Annotated in this window: 13 protein-coding genes; 2 read left to right on the forward strand and 11 right to left on the reverse strand. The window is 40.5% G+C overall.

Annotated elements, in window-relative coordinates:
- Positions 1-121: 121 nt before the first annotated feature.
- The 5 genes from glgA to A3EO_RS0103575 all read right to left on the reverse strand — a co-directional run bounded on the left by glgA (position 122) and on the right by A3EO_RS0103575 (position 10,583).
- Positions 122-1,552, reverse strand: coding sequence for a glycogen synthase GlgA (gene glgA / locus A3EO_RS0103555; protein WP_018346033.1), 1,431 nt, complete (start codon positions 1,550-1,552; stop codon positions 122-124).
- A 224-nt stretch (positions 1,553-1,776) separates the two neighbouring features.
- Positions 1,777-3,117, reverse strand: coding sequence for a glucose-1-phosphate adenylyltransferase (gene glgC / locus A3EO_RS0103560; protein WP_018346034.1), 1,341 nt, complete (start codon positions 3,115-3,117; stop codon positions 1,777-1,779).
- Positions 3,118-3,132: 15 nt separating this feature from the next.
- Positions 3,133-5,166, reverse strand: coding sequence for a glycogen debranching protein GlgX (gene glgX / locus A3EO_RS0103565; protein ID WP_018346035.1), 2,034 nt, complete (start codon positions 5,164-5,166; stop codon positions 3,133-3,135).
- A 29-nt stretch (positions 5,167-5,195) separates the two neighbouring features.
- Entirely contained in the window at positions 5,196-9,737 is a 4,542-nt protein-coding gene (glgB, locus tag A3EO_RS13890; RefSeq protein WP_018346036.1) for a 1,4-alpha-glucan branching protein GlgB, read from the reverse strand.
- 282 nt (positions 9,738-10,019) lie between these two features.
- Positions 10,020-10,583, reverse strand: coding sequence for a cysteine hydrolase family protein (locus A3EO_RS0103575; RefSeq protein WP_018346037.1), 564 nt, complete (start codon positions 10,581-10,583; stop codon positions 10,020-10,022).
- A gap of 163 nt (positions 10,584-10,746) precedes the next feature.
- Here A3EO_RS0103575 and A3EO_RS0103580 point away from each other — a divergent pair, with 163 nt between their 5' ends.
- Positions 10,747-11,493 (forward strand): hypothetical protein, encoded by a 747-nt coding sequence (locus tag A3EO_RS0103580; RefSeq protein ID WP_018346038.1) that lies wholly within the window; start codon positions 10,747-10,749, stop codon positions 11,491-11,493.
- A gap of 11 nt (positions 11,494-11,504) precedes the next feature.
- Here the strand turns inward: A3EO_RS0103580 and smrB are convergent, their stop codons facing one another.
- A complete protein-coding gene (gene smrB / locus A3EO_RS0103585) occupies positions 11,505-12,029 on the reverse strand; it encodes an endonuclease SmrB (protein WP_018346039.1) in 525 nt (174 codons plus the stop codon).
- A gap of 104 nt (positions 12,030-12,133) precedes the next feature.
- Between smrB and prmB the strand changes: the two genes are divergently transcribed.
- The gene (prmB, locus tag A3EO_RS0103590; protein WP_018346040.1) at positions 12,134-13,096 is read left to right on the forward strand and encodes a 50S ribosomal protein L3 N(5)-glutamine methyltransferase; all 963 of its coding nucleotides are present in this window, start codon (positions 12,134-12,136) and stop codon (positions 13,094-13,096) included.
- Positions 13,097-13,135: 39 nt separating this feature from the next.
- Here prmB and A3EO_RS0103595 read toward each other — a convergent pair whose 3' ends face one another.
- From A3EO_RS0103595 to recB, 5 genes are all read right to left on the reverse strand, one after another.
- Entirely contained in the window at positions 13,136-14,398 is a 1,263-nt protein-coding gene (locus A3EO_RS0103595) for a cytosine deaminase (RefSeq protein WP_018346041.1), read from the reverse strand.
- 12 nt (positions 14,399-14,410) lie between these two features.
- The gene (gene codB / locus A3EO_RS0103600) at positions 14,411-15,631 is read right to left on the reverse strand and encodes a cytosine permease (protein WP_018346042.1); all 1,221 of its coding nucleotides are present in this window, start codon (positions 15,629-15,631) and stop codon (positions 14,411-14,413) included.
- A 139-nt stretch (positions 15,632-15,770) separates the two neighbouring features.
- A complete protein-coding gene (gene gloB, locus A3EO_RS0103605) occupies positions 15,771-16,469 on the reverse strand; it encodes a hydroxyacylglutathione hydrolase (protein WP_018346043.1) in 699 nt (232 codons plus the stop codon).
- Complete coding sequence (gene recD, locus A3EO_RS0103610; protein ID WP_231113188.1) at positions 16,438-18,402, reverse strand: exodeoxyribonuclease V subunit alpha; 1,965 nt, start codon at positions 18,400-18,402, stop codon at positions 16,438-16,440. The genes gloB and recD overlap by 32 nt, the downstream gene beginning before the upstream one ends.
- Positions 18,399-22,001 (reverse strand): exodeoxyribonuclease V subunit beta, encoded by a 3,603-nt coding sequence (gene recB, locus A3EO_RS0103615; RefSeq protein ID WP_018346045.1) that lies wholly within the window; start codon positions 21,999-22,001, stop codon positions 18,399-18,401. Before recB ends, recD begins: the two co-directional genes overlap by 4 nt.
- Positions 22,002-22,033 lie beyond the last annotated feature (32 nt).

Below are 22,033 nucleotides of genomic sequence, written 5' to 3' on the forward strand. Positions count from 1 at the left end.
ATTTTTCGATAATCAATTTTATCCTGATCATTGGCTTTATAATGCTATTTTTTGTTGATTTTTCGGCATAAAAAAAGCATTCCTGATTAAGAATGCTTTTTGTACTCTACTGAGAAAATGATTATTTATTATACAGAGCAAAATAACTTTTTGCGGCTTTCTGCCAACTGAAATCTTTGCTCATCGCAGTAGAACGGATTAAACTCCATTGACGCGGTTTTTGCCAAATAGATAACATTTGATCAACAGCATAAAGGAAACCTTGCACATCCGCAAATTGGAACACAAAACCGGTTGCCGTTTTCTGCTTTTGTGTTTCCGGCGTGGTATCTACTACAGTATCCGCTAAGCCGCCGGTTGCGCGCACCAATGGCAAAGTACCATATTTTAAGCCATATAATTGGGTTAAACCGCAAGGTTCAAAGCGGCTCGGCACTAAGATAACATCGCCACCTGCCACCATTTGATGAGAAAGCGCCTCGTTATAAGCAATTTTCACCCCAATTTGTTGAGGATATTTTGTGGCTAATTGGCGTAACGCCTCTTCAAAATGCGGCGCACCTGATCCCAACACTGCTAATTGCACACCTCGATTCACCAATTCTTCTGCAGCATTGATCACCAGATCTGCACCTTTTTGTTCGACTAATCGGGTAACCATTACTAATAGTGGTGCTGACTCGGTTTCAGTTAAACCGAATTCTGCCTGCAATGCCTGTTTATCTTTTTTCTTGCCGTGCATTTTGCCGTGTTTATAGGTCTTAGCGATATAGTTGTCAGTTGCCGGATTCCAAACCTGATCATCAACACCGTTCAAAATCCCGTGTAAACGGTTTTGAGCAGCTCGCGTTTGCAATAAACCGTCAAAACCGTATGCCATACTAGGATCGGTAATCTCTTTGGCATAAGTCGGGCTTACCGCAGTAATTTCATCAGCATAATACAACCCGGATTTAAGATAAGAAATTTGCCCGTAAAATTCTAAGCCGTCAACGTGGAAAAAGTGATACGGCAGCTGCAGTTCAGCCATATGACGAGCATCAAACAGACCGGCATAAGCCAAGTTATGGATAGTAAAAATTTTCTTTAACGGTAATTGCCAAGCGGTGGCATAAGCGGCTGCCAAACCGGCTTGCCAATCGTGCATATGCATTACGTCCGCTTCACCCCACCACTGATCTGCGCCGGCAGCTAAGGAAGCACCTACCCAGCCGAGTGTGGCAAAACGTAAATAATTATCGGCATAATCCTGATAATATTCATTATGATATGGATTGCCACCACGATCAAACAGATGCGGTGCATTAATTAGATAAATGCCAATTCCTTTATATTCGGCAAAACGAATTTCAATATGACCAGCAAAACTGAACAGATGTAATGAATGTTGATGTTGCGGAAGTTTTTCTGCTACTGCCGGATACATTGGTAGAACGACTCGAACATCCATACCTTCCGCTTGTTGTGCAAACGGTAATGCACCCATTACATCGGCTAAGCCGCCGGTTTTAATTAATGGATACAATTCAGAACAAATATGAAGTACTTTCATCAAAAACTCCTAAATGGTTAAAACCCCGCCGTTTCCAGCGGTAGAATGTTTTTCATTTGAGAGAGATAACCTCTTACAAATCAGGACAATTCATAGCGCAACGTGTTAGGTATTGGAAACGCTGAATTGAAACATTTAACCTTAATTTTATTGAGCAAAAATATCCGCTTTTTAGAGGATGCTATCAATAAAAAGCGGATGTTTATTAAGACAGGAATAACAGATTACTCTTCTTTATCTGTTTTAGTTGCGTCTATCGCAGTTTCATCATTAGCGAATAATTTTTCCAACATTGGTTCGGTAACCAATACAATATCACCTTTACTGCTGATTCTGAAACGTTGACGATCCAATTCAAGATCCACACCGATTTTCATTCCATCCGGAATACGGCAATTACGATCAATAATACAACGATGTAATACACAGTTTTTACCAATTTTCACTTGAGGCAAAACAACCGCATATTCAATTTTTGATCCCTCATCCACTCTCACGTGGTCAAACAGCACTGAATTACTGATTTCTGCATCAGTAATCACCCCACTACCACCGATAAGCGAGTTATCAATTGTCTGTTTATGTGGATGTTTATAGAAAAATTTTGTTGGTAAAGTCTGTTTTGGCACGGTACGAATCGGCCAGCTGCTGTCAAACATATCCAACTGCGGTTTTTCACTGACTAAATCGATATTTGCCGCCCAGTAACTTTCTAACGTACCGACATCACGCCAGTAAATTAAACCTTGCGTATTTCTACCTTTACTTGAGCGTTCAAACGGATGCGCATAAAGCAAGCCTTCTTTCACCATTGCCGGGATAATATCTTTACCGAAATCGTGAGATGTATTTTCGTAGCTGGCTTCACGCGCCAAAATATCATATAAATAGTCGGCATCGAAAACATAAATACCCATTGAGGCTAATGATGAATCCGGTTTATGCGGTAATGTTGGCGGATTTGCCGGTTTTTCCACAAATTGTTCTACTTTTAATTTTTCATTAACTGCCATCACACCGAATGCTTTCGCATCTTCTTTCGGCACTTCAATACAACCAACGGTTGCTTTACCGCCGAATTCGATATGATCTTCGATCATACGCATATAGTCCATTTTATAAATGTGGTCACCGGCAAGGATAAGTACATATTTAGGGCGATAATGCTCTTTCATAATAGGAACGTTTTGCCATACCGCATCCGCAGTACCACGATACCAAGTAGAATCATTTAATTGTTGACGCGCCGGCAACATATCCACGAAATGTCCACGCTCGCGCGGTAAGAACGACCAGCCGTGTTGTAAGTGACGTAATAATGAGTGCGCCTCATATTGCGTAATTACCCCAATTTTCAATAAACCTGAATTAAGACAATTGGATAAAGCAAAATCGATGATACGATGAGCACCTCCAAAATAGACGGCAGGTTTAGCACGACGATCGGTCATCTCGTGCAAACGAGATCCTCTTCCTCCTGCTAAAATAAGCACTAATGTATCGTTAGCAATACTTTCACGCGTTGGAATCGCGTTTTTTGTTGTAGTGGTTGCTGCTGCGTTCATAATATTCTCCTGTGGTTATCGCTTTTCAATAAGTGACTGCATTAAAATAACAACTCCCAGATGCGCCACAATCGCTTGAGATTGTTCGATCCTGAGACCCTCGCCAAACCGTTTCTGCCAAATTCCGGCTGGAAGCTGAAAAATTTGCTCACCACGATTAGCATTAAAAAGTAATAAATACTTCCCTTGTAATAATAACGTTAAGGCTCTTCCCTGTTGCCAATCCTGCGTCTGCATCGGTTTACCTTGCGGATTAAACCATTGTGCGTTGTCGCTACTCCACCAATTTTCATAAATACCGGCGGTTGCCATCTCTTTGCGTAAGGCAATGAGATCCGCCACATATTGTTGCAATTCTGTATCGGCATCTTGCCAATTTAACCACGTCAACTCATTATCCTGACAATAACAGTTATTATTGCCCTGTTGGCTATGACCAATTTCATCTCCTGCCAATAACATTGGCGTTCCTAATGCCAGTAACGCCGTTGCCAACAACGCTTTTTTACTGAATATGCGTTGTTGTCTAATTTCAATATTCTCGGTTTCTCCCTCTTCTCCGTGATTAAACGAAAAATTATGATTATCACCGTCACGATTCTCTTCACCGTTATCCCAGTTATGTTTTTCGTTATAACTGACTAAATCCTGTAAATTAAAACCGTCGTGTGCTGTAATAAAATTAATTGAACTGTAAGCAGAGCGATTTTGATGTTGAAAAGTATCGGCACTGCCGGCAAAACGTTGTGCCAATACACCTAATTGTTGGCTGTCATTTAACCAAAAACGGCGAATATCGCCACGGAAACGGTCATTCCATTCTGCAAAAAAGGCAGGGAATGAACCTAGCTGATAACCGCCGTCACCAACGTCCCAAGGTTCAGCAATCAATTTACAGTTTGCTAAAACCGGATCTTGTTGTAGTGCGGTAAAAAATGCGGATTTTGAACTGAATTGCGGCGTTCTGCCCAACACAGAAGCCAAATCGAAACGGAAGCCATCAATATGAAATTCATTGACCCAGTAACGCAAACAATCCATTACCCATTGCAACACTCGCGGTTCTGATAAATTCAAACTGTTACCGCAACCGGTCCAATTTTCATATTGCTGTTGGTGATGCCAATAATAAAGACAATTATCAATGCCTCGCTGACAAAGCGTTGGTCCGGAAATATCATTTTCCGCCGTATGGTTAAAAACTACATCCAAAATCACTTCAATCCCCATTCGGTGCAAGGCTCTTACTACAGATTTCAGTTCTAATGATACTGCTTTTATTGATGATAACTTTTGATCTGGGGCAAAATGTGCTAACACATTGTAGCCCCAATAGTTCTTTTTATGATTTCTCTGCAAATGAGGTTCATCCAAATGCAACGTTATCGGTAAAAGTTCTAACGCAGTAACACCTAAATTTTGCAAATATGCTAGATTTACTGGATCAGCCAAACCGGCAAATGTTCCTCTTAATGCTACAGGAACCGCCTCATTTAATTTGGAAAAACCTTTAACGTGCAATTCATAGATAATGGTTTCAGACCAAGGTGTTCGTGGTGCTTTATCGTCCAGCCAATCAAAATCATCTTCTGTAATCACACTTTTCGGCGCAAGCCAAGCGTTGTCGTCCGGATTATCCCAATGAAACGGTTGTAACTGTTCAAAGGTTGCTAATGCAGGCAAATCGTCTACCGCACGGCTGTAAGGATCGATCAATAAATTGGTGACATTGTAACAATAAGGGAATTCCGAGTTACCGTTCAAACGAAAACCGTATTTCTGCCCGACTTCAATATTAGCGACAAAGAGAGTGAAACAATCCTGTTGTCTGAACATTGAATAACGGGTTTCGTGGCTATGTTCATCAAACAGGCAAAGCCAAGCTTCACTAGCGTGAGGTGCAACCAACACAAAATTAAAGCCTTGTTTGCCGGCAAATTCGGCGCGATGACAGCCAATCGGATAACGATAACCGATAAACGTTTGCTTTTTCTTTATCTCAAATTCTCTGATTGAACCTGATTTCAGCCGTTTAAGATGATGAGCCATAACCACTTAATCCCTATGCTACATAATCATTATTTACTGGTTTTTCGTTTCACTGATCTTGCTTTTTTAGCCGGTTTTCTTTTGGAAGCCGTTTTGCTCACTTTGCTGTTATTCGTATCTGAAAGGCTTTCTTTTCCTTTGGGTGCTACGGTAACCGCTTGCTCTGCTTTTGTTGCTTCTGCCAGTTCCGCATCATCAGTTTCATCCTCCTCTGCATTTTCCAATACAAAATAGCTTGCACCTAGTGGCGGCACATCAATGCTGATTGAGTTAGCTTTACCGTGGCTTTCGATTTTTTCACTCCAAACGCCTTCACCGTTATTCACACCGCTACCTTTATAGGACACATCATCGGAATTCAGCACCTCACGATAAAATCCGGCTTTACGCACACCAAAACGGTAATTATGACGAACTTCAGGAGTAAAATTACACACGACAACTACGGTATCACCGTTTTTCGCATAACGAGCAAATACTAAAACCGATTGTTCCGCATCATCCACAACTAACCATTCAAAACCATTAGGATGTTGATCTTGCTGCCACAATGCCGGATGACGCTGATAAAGATGATTTAAATCTCGCACCCATTTTTGAACACCATTATGCCAACCATCGTATTCTTCATTGAGCAAGAACCAATCCAAACTTTCTTGATAATTCCATTCTCTGCCTTGAGCAAACTCATTCCCCATAAAGAGCAGTTTTTTACCCGGAAAGCCCCACATATAACCGTAATAAACACGTAAATTAGCAAATTGTTTCCAGCAATCACCCGGCATTTTGCTTAACAAAGAGCCTTTGCCGTGGACCACCTCATCATGCGATAATGGCAATACAAAATGTTCGCTGTATTGATACATCATTCCGAATGTCAATAAATTATGGTGATACTTACGATAAATCGGATCTAATTTCATATAACGCAACGTATCATTCATCCAGCCCATATTCCACTTAAATTGGAAACCTAAACCGCCGCTTTGGGTATCGTGACTAACACCCGGGAATGCGGTACTCTCTTCCGCAATCGCCAATACACCGCGCTGTTCATCCTGCAATAACGCATTGGTGCGCTGTAAGAAATTGATCGCTTCCAAATTTTCACGTCCGCCATATTGATTTGGAATCCACTCGCCATTTGCGCGGCTGTAATCTCGATAAATCATTGAGGCAACCGCATCAACCCGCAAACCGTCAAAGCCATAACGTTCCACCCAATACAAAGCATTACCGGTCAAATAGTTACGCACTTCATTACGTCCAAAGTTGTAAATCAAGGTATTCCAATCCTGATGATAACCTTCGCGCGGATCGGCGTGTTCATATAGTGCTGTGCCATCGAATTTGCGTAAGCCGTAATCATCTGTCGGGAAGTGACCAACCACCCAATCCAACAGCACATAAATACCGGCTTCGTGCGCTTTTTCGAGGAAATGACACAAGCCTTTCGCATCACCGAAACGACTGGTCGGCGCATATAATCCCAATGGCTGATAACCCCACGAACCGTCAAACGGAAATTCTGATAACGGTAATAATTCAATATGCGTGAAGCCCATCTCTTTGACATAAGCGATCAATTCATCCGCAATTTGCTCATAACTTAGCCAATAATTATTTTCTAAATTGCGCCGCCAAGAGCCCAAATGCACTTCATAAATACTGATCGGTGCATCAATCGCATTCGCTTTCGCTCGTTCTGCATTATACGGTTGTTTAGGTGGCAATTTTGTGACAACAGAAGCGGTTTCCGGACGTAATTGCGCAGCAAAAGCATAAGGGTCTGATTTCAAACGTAAATCACCGTTGGCATCCAAAATTTCAAATTTATACAAGCTGCCTTCATTCACTTCAGGAATAAAAATTTCCCAAATACCACTCTCTTGGTGGAAACGCATCACGTGACGACGACCATCCCATTGGTTAAAATCACCGACCACAGAAACTCGGCGAGCATTTGGCGCCCAAACACTGAAATTTACGCCCGCAACATAGCTGTTTTCTGTTAAATGTGCGCCCATCGCTTCATATGGACGATGATGTGTTCCCTCTTTTAACAGCCAATTATCCAGTTCAAACAGGCAAGATGGGAAACGATAAGGATCTTCCTGATAGATCGCTTCTGCACTGTTTTCATATTGAATTTTAAATACATAATGCAGATTGACCTCAGAATGTGGCAATAATGCTACAAAAAATCCACGTTCATCGACAGCTTTCATTGTGGCTAAACAATGATTTCTATCACGATTATAAATTTCTACCTGTTTTGCATTCGGCAATAAGGCACGAATAATCAGCCCTTGCTCTGTCATATGTAGGCCTAAGAAAGAGAACGGATCAGCGTGTACCGCATTAAATAACTGTTCGATTTGGTTATAATCAAGGGTAACCATACTATTTTTTCCTAATAAAATAAATTTGAGACTATCTTGATAACATTCTGCCGCCACCTCTGTCGGCAAGGTTTGTCTTGTAGCAATAATTTGACGTAAATTACGATGCAATTCTTGAATAATTTTCGGATCAAGTAATGAATTCGGCAAACGATAACGCCAATTCGGATACGCTTTTGCTACTCCCGGAATATTGAATGATGAAGTAACTCCTAATAAATTTTCTGGCTGCAAGGCAAATAATTGACTTTCACTTACTGCACCTAACTGATGTATCGCCAAGTTCAGTTCATTCGTCAAAGAAAAGTCCCGTGGGAATGTTGGCAATAATTTTGCCTGTTTTAATGTTTGGATAAAGCGTAATTTATCATCAGATCGTTGTTGCAGTGCTTTTTCATATTTATCCTGTTGCAACACGCCGAGCTGATACATCGTTTCAATGTCTGTTGATTGCCAAAAACCACTTAATGGAGGTAAATCGTGAGTACTGACTACCGCTAATGCATTTTTTTTATATTGTTCCGGCAATAAATAACCATCGTAGCCACGATTAAAATACATCACTGCATAAGAATAAACACCATAACGATCCAACCATTGACGCACTTCTGGTGGCACAATTCCCAAATCTTCGCCAACAATCAAACAATGACAACGATGGCTTTCAATTGCCAACACTGCCATCATTTCATCAATTGGATAATGAACATAAGCACCATTTGCTGCATTATTGCCCGAAGTAATCCACCATAAACGATACAGCGCCATTACATGATCAATACGCAAAATACCATAATTTAACATATTGGCTCGCCACAATTTAATCAACGGTTGATAGCCCAACGCACGTAATTGTTGCGGTTGTAACGGAGGCAATTGCCAGTTCTGTCCTGCTGGGCCGAGTTCATCCGGCGGTGCACCGACAGAAGCCTGCAAGCAGAATAATTGACGATCACACCAAGTGTCCGAACCGCCACGGGCTACACCAACAGCCAGATCACCATAAAGCCCCAATTTGACACCGGATTGCGCTACTGATTTCCGCACGGCTGAAAGCTGATCGTGCATTAGCCACTGTAGCCACATATAAAATTCAATCTGTGTTTTATGCTCTGCGGCGAACTGCTTCATTGTTTCACTGTTCGGATTTTGATAAGCTTTATCCCAAGCAAACCAACCTAAAAGTTGATCATCATCTTCCTCTTTTTGCTGTTGAGAAAACGCGCGATCCAACGTTTCAAAAAGACCGTGCAAATATAGCGGTTCGCCCTGTTGCGCAACAAACTGCGAAAATGCTTGACGACGTGCCGCAAACTGCCCTTCACGTTTAAATGCTTGATAGGCAACACGCAAAGCTGCCAATTTCAACTGCCAAACACCGGAATAATCCACCCACGCACAATCCTGTAATTGAGCTAATTGTTGTTGAACAGAATTATCATTAAACCACGTAATAAACGCGCTTGAAGTTGCTTCAGGCAAAAGATCTACTGCTAAATAAATCGGATTTAACCATCGACGAGATGACGGGCTATAAGGACTCGCCCATTCAGGATGCGCCGGAAACAGTGCATGCAACGGGTTAATCCCAATAAAATCAATGCCATCCTTTGCATACTCTACCGCAATTGCCTCTAAATCGGCTAAATCACCAATTCCCCAATTTCGCGATGAACGTAAACTATAAAGCTGAACATTTAAGCCACTGACTTTATTACCATTACTTAATAATGTTGGCTGATAAATTTTCGCTGGTGCAACCAATAAACAGTAGCGAGCATAATTTGTTATCAAATAGTAATAACCCATCGATAACGGCATAAACTTAATATATTCTCTGCTCTGAAAGTCCCAGCTATTTTCAATTTTTTCATTATTTTCATTTAAAAGCTGGTATGGTATTTCATCATCTGCAAAATTAAGCTTTTGCCAGTCCAAATATTCTACTGTTTCTGCATTTAACACAAAGATATTTTTAAACTGTCCTACACTATTTTGCTCAGGTTTCAACCACGAAATTAATTGAGATAAGACAGCATCATCAACATCAATTTTCTGTCCTTCCAACGTATAATAGAAAGGCGAAACACCAACAGCACGAGCTTGCTGTTCCAGTTGAGATCTTCTTGAAATGAGTCCATTAGAGGAACCAGAAGTCGATAATTCCACGAGATTCTCCACAAAATACAACAGTATCTCCACGACATACTTCATCATACTGCTACAAGCATCGTTCCTATCAAGCACAAGCAATCGTTTGCTCTGTAGTAAATATGATAAAACGAATAAGTATTTTATACTCTCTTTTTAGTATAAAACCTACTGCAATATGTCAAAGTTATGATCTCGCCCACAATATTTTTGATTTTTTGCTTATTTTTTATGAAAGGGGTTGAAAAGAAGTGAGAATATAAACTCACTTCTTTTCAAGGAATAATGAATGGAATTTCATCAGGAAAGGAGTTTTTTTATTGCCTGCTCTGCCGTCAACACCGTTGCAAATTCACCGTTTAAACTGGCAAGTGCGGTGTCGTGCATTAATTGAGCGGGGAAATTTTCTCCATTAATGCCTCTGCGATTGAAAGTGGCGGTTGCATCAGAAATAAGAAAGACTTCATAACCATAATTACCTGCCATTCTGGTCGTGGTTGACACGCAATGATCGGTAGTTAATCCAACAATCACAAGTTGTTTAATTTTCCGTTGATCTAATTGTTGTTTTAAATCTGTGCCGATAAATGCACTGTTTACCTGCTTTTGAATGATGGTTTCACCCTTTATCGGCGCAGTAATTGCCTTAAATTGATTTCCTGGATGATTAGGCGCTAAACAAGAAGTTGCAATTTGAGAACAGTGTTGTATATGAAAAATCGGGTAACCTCTCTCACGCCAAAGTATTAATAATTCCCTTGCTTTCTGTTCCGCATCCGGGTTATTTCTTTCATCTCCCCAATAATTCGGAATATCAAAGCCTTGTTGCAAGTCAATTAATAATAGTGCCGGTGCTATTTGCATAGAGGTTCTCCTAATCTGTTTTGATAAAACGCGTTTTAGTATAAGTGTTTCAACTTCAATACTATAGTGTTTTTATACAAAAAATAGACAACTCTGACTAGACTCTCCGCTATTTTCCATTAAAATACTAACTTTTATTTACTATAAAAGAAGAGAAATAAACTTGAAAAGTCTAAATCATCTTATTAATTCTTCCATTTTAATGGCATATTTAATTTGTTTAGGTTGGTCTATTGCTTATGTCTGTGGTTGGGCTAGAGCATATTATTATGGTTATTCTTGGGAGTTGGTAGAAGTTGGCACTTCAAATATTGCTCGAAGTTTGGGATATGTTGTCTTTTTTTCAATTATCATCACTATTTTCTACTCTTGTGGTATGTATGTTTTGCATTTAGTTAAAAAATATTGTCCACAGGATATTATACGATCAATAAGGTTATTTATTGTTCTAACAACCGTATTATCCCCAATTGCAGTTGTGTTGTTTCTCTTTATGAAAGAGATAGACTACACCCCAATTATTATTTATCTATTATTGTCTATCCCAACTTCTATCGTTTTTAATAAAACTGTTTCTACTTTTCGACTGCAAGATCTTATACAGATAATCAATAGGCAAAAAATAAATGCTATGCTTGTAATGTCAGCTGTCTATATTTATTTTATTCTTTCTGTCTTTTTGGTTGGATATGTTAGCCCAATTTTAATTTCAGAATATGCAACTATTTTATTTGAAGGACAACCTTATTATGTTCTATCTACCAATAATAATATTTTAATATTATCAAAATCTCTTGAAAGAGATAATAAGCAATTTTTTGTCTTTCCTTGCCAATTAAGCAATAATCGGCTTTGCTCCTTAAATATGGTGGATACCGCCCAAGCGGATATTTCCCTTGAAAATAGCTAAAAAAAAGACAGTTAAATCATCAAATCGATGCCGACATCAACTAACACTAAAATGGCGGCATCCCCACCCCACTCTTTTGTTGCCTGATGCAGGGCAATAACTTTTGGATGCTGTACCAACCAGCGCGGAATCTGGTTTTTTAGGGTATAACTGCCGTAACCGGTCATAATACAGGCGCAGGGTAAATGCTCTTTTTCACAAGCCAATATCAATGCTGCCAATTCCTGTTTTGCCTGTTCTTTGGTTAATCCGTGTAAATCTAGAAAAAGATCCGGAATAAAATCACCGCGGCGCAAGCGTTTTAAAATATAGCTATCTTCACCCTCTCGCAAATAGCGCATTGTTTGCGTATCCAGTAGCGGCTCATACTCATCAGAAAAATAAAATAGCGCATCCTCTTTTTCGCGAATATCTTTAATTTGTTGCTGCTGTTGTTGCATCTGTTTACGACGTGGCGCAAAAGTCACCGTATTCTGCTTTAATGGTTTGATGCCTTTCACAAACTCGCGAAACAACGTTTTGTCTTCACTATCCATAACGACCTCCTTTAGACAGGGCGGCTATTCTAACACACATACACTTTAGCGTGAAAATGTGGTATAAATGCACCATCTTTTTTCAAGCAATACAATGGCTTTTTATGACTGAACAACCTCTTTTTAATCAAGATATTATTGAAGAAATTCAACTTTATTCACCTTTATCCAGTTTGCATACCATTCAGGATTTTTTGCGTTGGACGTATAGTTATTTTAATGCTTCTGATATTTTTTATGGTCACGGTTTTGATAATGCGTGGGATGAAGCATTACAACTTGTGCTTTCTACGCTTCACTTGCCACTGGATGTGCCGGCGGAACTGTATCAATCACGTTTAACGGATATTGAAAAACAGAAATTATTGTCGCTTGTTATTGAACGCATCGAAAACAGAAAACCGGTGGCTTATCTCACTCACAGTGCTTGGTTTTGCGGTTTGCAATTTTATGTTGATGAGCGTGTGATTATTCCTCGTTCACCAATCGGTGAATTAATTCAGGACGGTTTTACCGGTGTATTGCGCAGTGAACCGAAACGTATATTAGATATGTGCACCGGCAGTGGTTGTATCGCTATCGCTTGTGCCGATAAATTCCCGAATGCGGAAATTGATGCAGTTGATATTTCATTGGATGCGTTGAATGTTACTGAAATAAACATCGCCAATCATCATCTTGAGCATCAAGTGTTCCCATTACAATCCGATTTATTCAATAATTTGCCGAAAGAGGGCTATGATCTGATTGTCAGCAATCCACCTTATGTTGATGCTGAAGATCTTGCCGATATGCCGGAAGAGTTTTCACACGAACCTGTATTAGCACTTGAAGCCGGCAATGATGGTTTAATTTTAGCGAAAAGGATTATTGCTGCCGCACCGGAATATTTAAATGATAACGGCGTGCTGGTTTGTGAGGTGGGCAACAGTATGGTGCATTTAATTGAGCAATTTCCAACCGTACCGTTTGAGTGGATTAAATTCAAACACGGTGGTGACGGCGTATTTATGCTGACGAAACAACAGCTACTCAACATCCAAGATCAATTCAAACAGTATCTCTGATCTCTTAATTTCAGTGGGGCATTTGCCCCACTTTTTCGATTAACGATAATCCACTTTTTCTGTGGTTGCTAAGTGAATGTAACTTTGTGCCGGTTGGGTTTCTGCAATGATATTGCCGGCGCGAATAGAATAACGCACCGGAACTTGACGGCGAACGGCATCGAATCCATTTTCTGCCGGTAAAATCACTAAATTTGCGCTGTTACCTTCACTGATGCCGTAATCCTGAATTGCTAATGTTTTGGCACTATTTTCCGTAATCAGTTTAATACCGTCATTGATTTGATCGTAACCCATTAACTGACAAACGTGTAATCCCATATGCAATACTTGCAGTGTGCTGGCAGTTCCTAATGGATACCAAGGATCAAAGACATCATCGTGCCCAAAACAGACATTAATATTGTTTTCTAACATCTCTTTGACACGTGTAATGCCGCGCCGTTTTGGATAGGTATCAAAGCGGCCTTGAAGATGAATATTCACCAATGGATTTGCAACAAAATTAATGCCTGATAATTTCAATAATCGGAATAGGCGAGAGGTATATGCGCCATTGTAGGAGTGCATCGCGGTAGTATGGCTTGCAGTTACTTGATCACCCATTTCATATTTTAGTGCTAATGCCGCCACAGTTTCGACAAAACGGGACTGCTCATCATCAATTTCATCGCAATGAATATCTATCTGTTTCCCATAACGTCTGGCGATTTCAAATGCAATATGCATAGATTCCACGCCATATTCACGTGTAAATTCAAAATGAGGAATACCGCCAACAACATCAGCACCCATTTCCATTGCCTGTTCTAACAGGTTTACCCCATTCGGATAAGATAAAATGCCTTCCTGAGGAAAGGCAACAATTTGCAAATCAACCCACGGAGCAACTTCTTGTTTGACTTCCAACATTGCTTTTAATGCGGTTAAAGTCGGATCGGAAACATCTACGTGGGTACGCACAAATTGTACGCCATTAGCAATTTGCCATTTTAGCGTTTTCCAAGCACGCTGTTTAACATCATCGTGGCTTAATAGCGATTTACGCTCTGCCCAACGCTCAATGCCTTCAAAAAGCGTTCCGGATCGATTCCAATTCGGCTGCCCTGCAGTTTGTGTTGCATCCAAATGAATATGTGGTTCAATAAACGGCGGATAAACAATGCCTTGTTCCGCATCTAATATTTTTTTATCGGTTTTAATTTCAACATCATTGGGTAAAATTTTCGCAATTTTGCCATTCTCGATTAATAGTTGCCACAACCCTTCTCTTTGCGCTAAATGCGTATTTTTAATTAACATTTCGGTTCTCCTTTATGCAAATTTCTTTCGTAATAACGGATTTAAAATTAAGTAGGCGATCGCACCACTAATCACAGCATTGACCGGAATAATGCCCGGCAAAAATTTACCGCAAGCAACGCCAATACCAACGGAAACAACGGCTGCCCAGTTGATATTGACAAAATGTGCCTGATCAAAATTTTGGTAAGCGTGGCGACGTGTCAAATAATCAGCAATAATGATACCGCCAATCGGAGGGATAGCTGCGGAAAGGAAGGTTAACCAACCAACAAAATTGTTATATAACCACAATGCACATAATGTACCGACAATACCGTTTATCACTGACAAAATGCGACTGCTGACGCCGGTAATATTAGCAAAGCCTAACCCTGAAGCATAAAGTGCATTATCATTGGTTGTCCAAATATTCAAGCCAAGCACGATAATGGCAGGTAATAATAAGCCTTGTGCTACCATAACGTCAGAAATATCCGCCATTCCTTTTACTGCAGCACCGGCAGCACCGAAAATAAACATTAATGAATTACCTAAGAAAAATGCGATCATCGTAACGAAAACAGTATATTTGGCGTGCTTACCGAAACGTACAAAATCAGCAGTTAATGTCCCGGCACTGATGAATGAACCGACAACAAGTGTGATGGCAACAGAAAGCGATAATGGTTCTTTTGGCATTAATGCTCTTAAAGTATCCAACCCGCCAACATCATTAATTGCCAAGTAAACGGAGTAACCACCTAACAGTGCGATTGACGGCACGGCGATCACAGAAAGTGCGGTTAAGGCAGAAATTCCGAAAAATACGGTAACAGTCATTAATGCTCCGGAAGCCAAAATCAAAATATTGACATCGATACCGGTAAATTTATTAACCGGTATTGCGAACATTGCCACACCGACACCAAACCACCCCACTTGTGTGCCGCCTAATAAAGCTGAAGGTAGCCAAGAACCTTTTATCCCAAAAGAGTAACGAGCAAGAATGTGCGTGGTTAATCCGGTTTTTGCCCCAATGTATCCTAAAAAGGAGGTATAAACTCCAAGCATTAAATTACCGATCAATACAGCAAGAAAAAAATCATCATAAGTCAACGATGTTCCCAATGTACCGCCTGTCCACATACTGGCGGAGAAAAAAGTAAGCCCCAACATTACAAATGTTAGGGCTATTATGCCTTTTCGCTCTGAAACGGGTACAGGTTTTAAGCTAAAATTATCAGCCGACATAGTTACTCCTAAATAAAAAAGAAAACCAAAACAAGCAAACGAAAACGTTTGCGTTGGTTATTATAAGAGTTACTCGATCAGAATCAATGCAATTTATTTATTCAAAAAACAATGGCGGAATTTTAATTCCGCCATACCGCTAAAACTTATCTTTTGCTTCACGTAATGCAATAAATTCTTCGACATTTTTACAACGTAAAAAAGGATTTAACGCTTTTTCTAAAGCTAATGTTGTCGGTAGTGTCGGCTTTTGTTCTCTGCGTAATTTCTCTATCTGTTGTGCATAATCTTGAAGAGCATCGCTATGTTCTACCGTTTGCGCGAAGCGTAAATTACTCAACGTGTATTCGTGGGCGGCACAAATTATCGTATCATCCGGCAGCTGTTTAATTTTCTGTAAGGAAGCAAACATTTGCTGATAATCCCCTGTAAAAACCCTGCCACAACCCAAAGAAAATAAGGTATCACCACAAAAGAGATGATTATCCACCAGATAACTTAAATGACCTGCTGTATGTCCTCCGGTTTCCAAAATACGAATGGAATAATAAGGCGTATGTTGCATACCGGCACTGACGATATGCGTGGCTAAATGACCGACTTCCGCCGGCGCATAAATCGGGACAAACGGATAATATTTGCGCAACTCTGCCACACCGCCGATATGATCACTATGATTATGGGTAATCAAAATGGCTTCGATTTTAAGTTGATGTTGCTGCAAAAAATCCTCAACCACCTCCGCTTCCGACGGATCAACAATTAATGCGTGCTGATTATCTCTGCTGTAACACCAAATATAGTTATCACTCAATGCCGGAATTGCCTTTAATAACATCCTCTGACTCCTTTTCCTTAAAAATCTGTTTGATTTGTTGTGCCAAGCCGCTGTAACGCTGGGTTTGTGTTCGCACTGCCGCTTTCCAAATCGCTTCCCGACTAAATACCGTAAACGTCTGTTTTGCTCGGGTAATGGCGGTATAGATAAGCTCTTTGCTCAACAGTGGATTATACTCCGCCGGCAATACCAGCACGGTGCGGGTAAATTCAGAACCTTGCGATTTATGCACAGTCATCACATAAGCCGGTTCAACACTCGGCACACGGCTTGATAACACTTCACGAAAACCTTGTTCCGCCTCAAACCAAACTTTTAAATCACCGTTTTTATCAGGTAATACTAAACCTATATCACCATTAAACAAGCGGCTGTTGTTATCATTTTGCAAAATAATCACCGGCTTGCCGAGATACCATTCGTGTACGTGTTGAAAACGGATATATTTCTTACGCCGTAACTGTTCTGCAATACGTTGATTTAACTGCTCTACACCGAATTGTCCGTTACGCAATGCGCTTAACAAACGCGCTTGTTTAAATAACATAAACGCTTTTGCAATCGCCGCCGGCTGCCAATTTTTTTCACTTTGTACAAATTTAAAATAATCGGAATAAAGTTCAACCGCAAAATCCACTACCTGTTGATTGTTTGCTTCACCTGGTCGAAATAACGGCAACACACGAATATCGTCATATTCAGCAAAAAGTTGCCAGCTCTCTTCAGCTTGACGTTGATTAACCGCTTTTGCCAACTGCCCAATTCCGGTATTTTGATTAAAACGATAGCTGTGTTGCAGATGACAAAGGCTATCACGAATAAAGTTCAGTTCATTACTAAAAGCAACCTGCTGTTCACAAACTGTTGCTAAAAAAGTCGCTTGCTGCCGGCTGTAATCAAACGATAAAAATTGCCCCAATTCCGCCATAATTGCACCACTTTCCACCGAAGCCAACTGATCTTTATCACCTAAAAAGATCAATTTCGTACTCGGTTTTATGCCACGCAACAGTGTTGCCATCAACGCTAAATTAATCATTGAGGCTTCATCAATCACCAACACATCAATATTGAGCGGCTGTTGCTGATGATAACGTGGTTGGCTGTTGGGACGCATCCCCAATAAACGGTGAATGGTCGCGGCTTCCTGTGGCAACGTTGATGATAAATCAAGCGGCAAATGAATGTTTTGAATGGCTTGATGCAATGATTCCGTCAACCGTGTCGCTGCTTTTCCGGTCGGTGCGGCTAATCGAATATTGAGCCAAGGTTGCTTACGTATCTGTTGCAACCATTGCAAGCCAAGCAATAATTTAGCAACCGTTGTCGTTTTCCCTGTACCCGGCCCACCGGAAATAAAGCTGATTGTCGATGAAAATGCTGTCGCTACCGCAATTTTCTGCCAATCCGGTAAGTGCTGAGAATGTGGGAATAATGCTTGCAAAATTTGCTTCAAATCCGTCAGTTCATTCTGCTGATAATGAATTGAATGACTTTCGCTTAGGCGCGCCGCAATATAATGTTCATCTTGCCAAATCCGATGAAAATAGAGCGCATCAATTTCACCTATTTTTTTGCACACAATCGGTGTATTTTGTTGATCATCCATCGAAAATGCCGGATGTTGTACTAAATTTGCCAATAATGCTTTCACATCATAAGGCGCAAGCAGATCCTCAATTTGTTGCAATAATGCCTGCTGTTCCGGCTGATATTTCAACTCGAACGGATTTTCTAATACGTTTTTTGTCAAAAACAGGCAGCTATGCCCTTGCTGATTGGCAAAACTCAATAATGCGGCAAACAATGCTGCCAGATCGTTAATCGCTTCTGTTTGCAACTGCCCTTGCCGTGCGATGTAATCGGCAAAATAGTAATCAATATTTTCAATCAATTTTTGATCGCGTAATTGTTGTAATAATGCCAACATCATTCACCCCATAATTGATCCAATTTTTCAATCAATTCAACGGACGGCTTTGTAAAATAAACCCCTGTTTGCGCATTATTCTGCACTGCCATTCCGCGTAAAAACAGATAAAACACGCCACCGAAATCGGTTTCATAGCGATAATTCGGATCACGCCACTTCAGATAACGATGCAATGCCAAACTGTAGATCAGATATTGCAAATCGTAACGTTGCGATGAGATCGCTTTTGCCAATTTCTCCGGCTGATAATATTCGATACCATCTCCTAAAAAATTACTTTTATAATCAATTAGATAATATTTTCCATTCTGTCTGACAACCAGATCAACAAACCCTCGAATAACACCTTGAATCTCTTCAATCTGCACCGGATGTTGTTGATCATACAAAGGATGGTATTGTCTTAATATTTGGTTGAACTGTTGTTGATTAAATAAATTACCCAATTTGAGATAGAACTGCATTTCCGTTAATTTATCTGCCGAAGCAACATTTGCCAAACAGCCCATTTCCGGCAATGGCTGTTGCAAAATATTGCTAAACCAAATACGCAATGGCTCAAGCCACTGTTCATCCAAACCGAGATATTGACATAAGGTTTGTAACGATGGCGTTTTTAGCGGTTGTGTAAAATCCAATTTTTCTAAAAAAGCGTGCAACACCGAACCGACACCTGCCCCTTTCGGCAGATCAAACGGAGTAAAATGTGGCGGATAAATAGAAAGCGGCATTACCGAAAGCGCTGTTTCTTCGTCATCTATTTCAATCGCATTATCGCTATAATCCTGCGCATTATCGCTTAAATGTTCACCATACAATGCTTGCAATTTCGCCTGCAAAGCAGAAAAACTGGTTACTCGCCAATTTTTTTCAATGTTTTGATGAAATTGCTGTGCCGATAACTTACTTGGTGTTGCTGACTGCATTGGGCAGTTGATCTCATCCGCTTCTGTTATCACTTGTATTTCATAATTATCTGCCAATGTTTTTGTTAATAATGTGGTATAACTCACCTCTTTTTGCTCAGCGGCGTGCTGTTGTCCGCCCAATAGCAGATAATCCAGCGCAGTTAACTTTTTGCTATCCCATTTTCTCGATTTATTATTGATCGCATTAAAGGTTGCCGGCACGCCCACAATTAATTGATATTTCGCCCGTGTCAACGCCACATAAAGCAGACGCATCTCTTCCGCTTTCGCTTCCTGCTCCACCTTTTCCGTCTGCTGATGATGCAAATCCCAAACTAATTGTTTCTGTTCATCGTGATAAAAACCGAAAGTCTCTTTGCGGTTTGACGCTGAATTGAGAATAAACGGCAAACAAACAAGCGGATATTCCAAGCCTTTTGATTTATGAATCGTAATAATGCTGACAACATTTTGCTCTCGCTCCAAACGCAAGCGGTTCTCTTCGTTATCACTGTTGCCGCTTAACTGTAATTCAAACCAGTTAAGCAACGCCTCTTCGTTCTGTTGTTGGTTCATCGCTTGTTGCAATAATTCGCTTAAATGCAATAAATCAACCAAATAACGCTCACTGAAATCAAATTGTTGCAACCGTAACGGAATCTGTTCCGCTTGGAAAAGTTGGTACAGCATTGGTAACACGCCTTGTGTCTGCCACACCGTTTGATAATGCAGCAAACGCTCAATCAACGCTGCCCACTCTGTTTCATTCTGTTTTAACTGATAAATTTGATCCGCTGTCAGCCCCCATAAGGTACAACCTACAGCTGCCAACACTGCCCTTTCGTTAAACGGTGTTAAACAGGCACGTAAAATACGATAAAGATCTTTTGCCGCCACACTGGTAAATACATTGGAACGTTCCGATAAATAAACCGAAGCAATGCCTTTTTGTGTCAAAGCGCGTCTGATAATGTCGCTCTCTTTACCATTACGCACCAAAATCGCAATATCCTTTGCACTAACCGCTTGCTCCTCTTGTCCGTCAGCACAAAAATAAGCGTTGCCCTGTTGCGAAGCGGTCAATAGCTGCTGCAAATGTGAAGCAAACGCCTGTGCCATTATCTCCATTGTCACACTTTTGTTTTCATCCTGTGCTAATTGCAACAGTTGCCACGCTTTTTGCGCCTGCCCCTGAATATAAAAAGCACTCGTTTGCTGCGCCGCTTCAACAGGAATAAATTCAATTTCATCCAAATAAAACGGATTTTTTGCGTTTAAAAACAAATTGTTAATGCTTTCAATCAATTTGGCACTTGAGCGATAATTACGTTGTAACGTATAAATATGTTCAATCGCTTGGTGCTGTTCACTGCTGTCTTTGATCGATAAGTAGGTGAAAATATCCGCACCACGGAAGCGATAAATCGCCTGTTTAGGATCGCCGATTACGGTAAATCCGGTGGTGGTTTCATTTGTTGCGGCTTGTAGATAAATTTTTGAAAAAATAGCTAACTGCACCGGGTCGGTATCCTGAAACTCATCAATCATCGCAAACGGATATTGTTGACGAATCAAGGCGATTAATTGATGGGCTGACGGTTTTTGCAGAACATCGCGCAACATCCGCAGCAAATCATCAAATTGCTTTTCATTATGGCTATCTTGATAGTCAAAAATGCGTTGCCGTAATTCCGCCACATAAAGATAGTGCATTTTTTGGCAAAAATCATTTTGCAAAAACTGTTGCAAAAAATGTTCCATCTCAACCACAAAAGTCGGCAGTTCAACCTCTTTATTTTTCTTAAAATAGATCGGCAACAATTTTTCCGCTAGGGCAATTCTCTGTTCAATCGTTGTCGTTGCCGAGATCACCGCATCGAAATAATCGGTAAATTTTTTTGATTTTGAGCGTTGCTGGTTCAAATTGGCTTCATACTGTTTAAACCAATCGATAAATTCTGCTAAATATTGCTGCTCAAGCCGTTGAAACTGTTGCAGTTGCTGTTGATAATAATCCAATCCGGCACTGATATCAGTAAACGGCAACGCTTGCTTGACTTTAGGCAGCTCGCCTGTCAGCAGGCGTTCATTCTGTTTAAATAGTTTGTCCGGAGAAACAAAAACCTGACGCACAATTTGTGCCTGTTCTGCCGAAATGGAATAAAATTTATCTCGCCACAACTGATAATTGACCTGTCGTAACTGCTCCTGATTCTGTTCCGACAACTCAAATTTGAAGCCTAAACCTGAATCAAAAGCATATTGGCGCAAAATACGCTGGCAAAAGCCGTGAATAGTAAAAATCGCAGCTTTATCAATATATTCACAAGCAAAAGATAAACGTTGAATCGCAAGCGCTAAGTGATCTTCCAAATAAGGTAATAATGCCAACAGCTCATTATCCTTAATTTCACTTTTATCACGATTTTGCTGATAACTCTCCAATAACTTTAACCACGATTGGGTTCTTTCACGAATGCGTTGACGCAATTCCCGTGTCGCGTCCCGCGTGAAAGTGACCACCAAAATCTGCTCAATATCCAACGGCGTAGGAAAATTATTCTCGCCTGCCTGTAGCAATAAACGCAAATAGAGCGTCACCATCGTATACGTTTTGCCGGTGCCGGCAGAAGCCTCAATAATATTATTTTGTGCTAAAGGCAATGTAATCACATTCAGTGGCGTATTCATTCTGTTCAAATTTACTTTAGTAGAAATTAAAA

This window comes from Gallibacterium anatis DSM 16844 = F 149 (assembly GCF_000379785.1).
Classification (GTDB): Bacteria; Pseudomonadota; Gammaproteobacteria; order Enterobacterales; family Pasteurellaceae; genus Gallibacterium; species Gallibacterium anatis.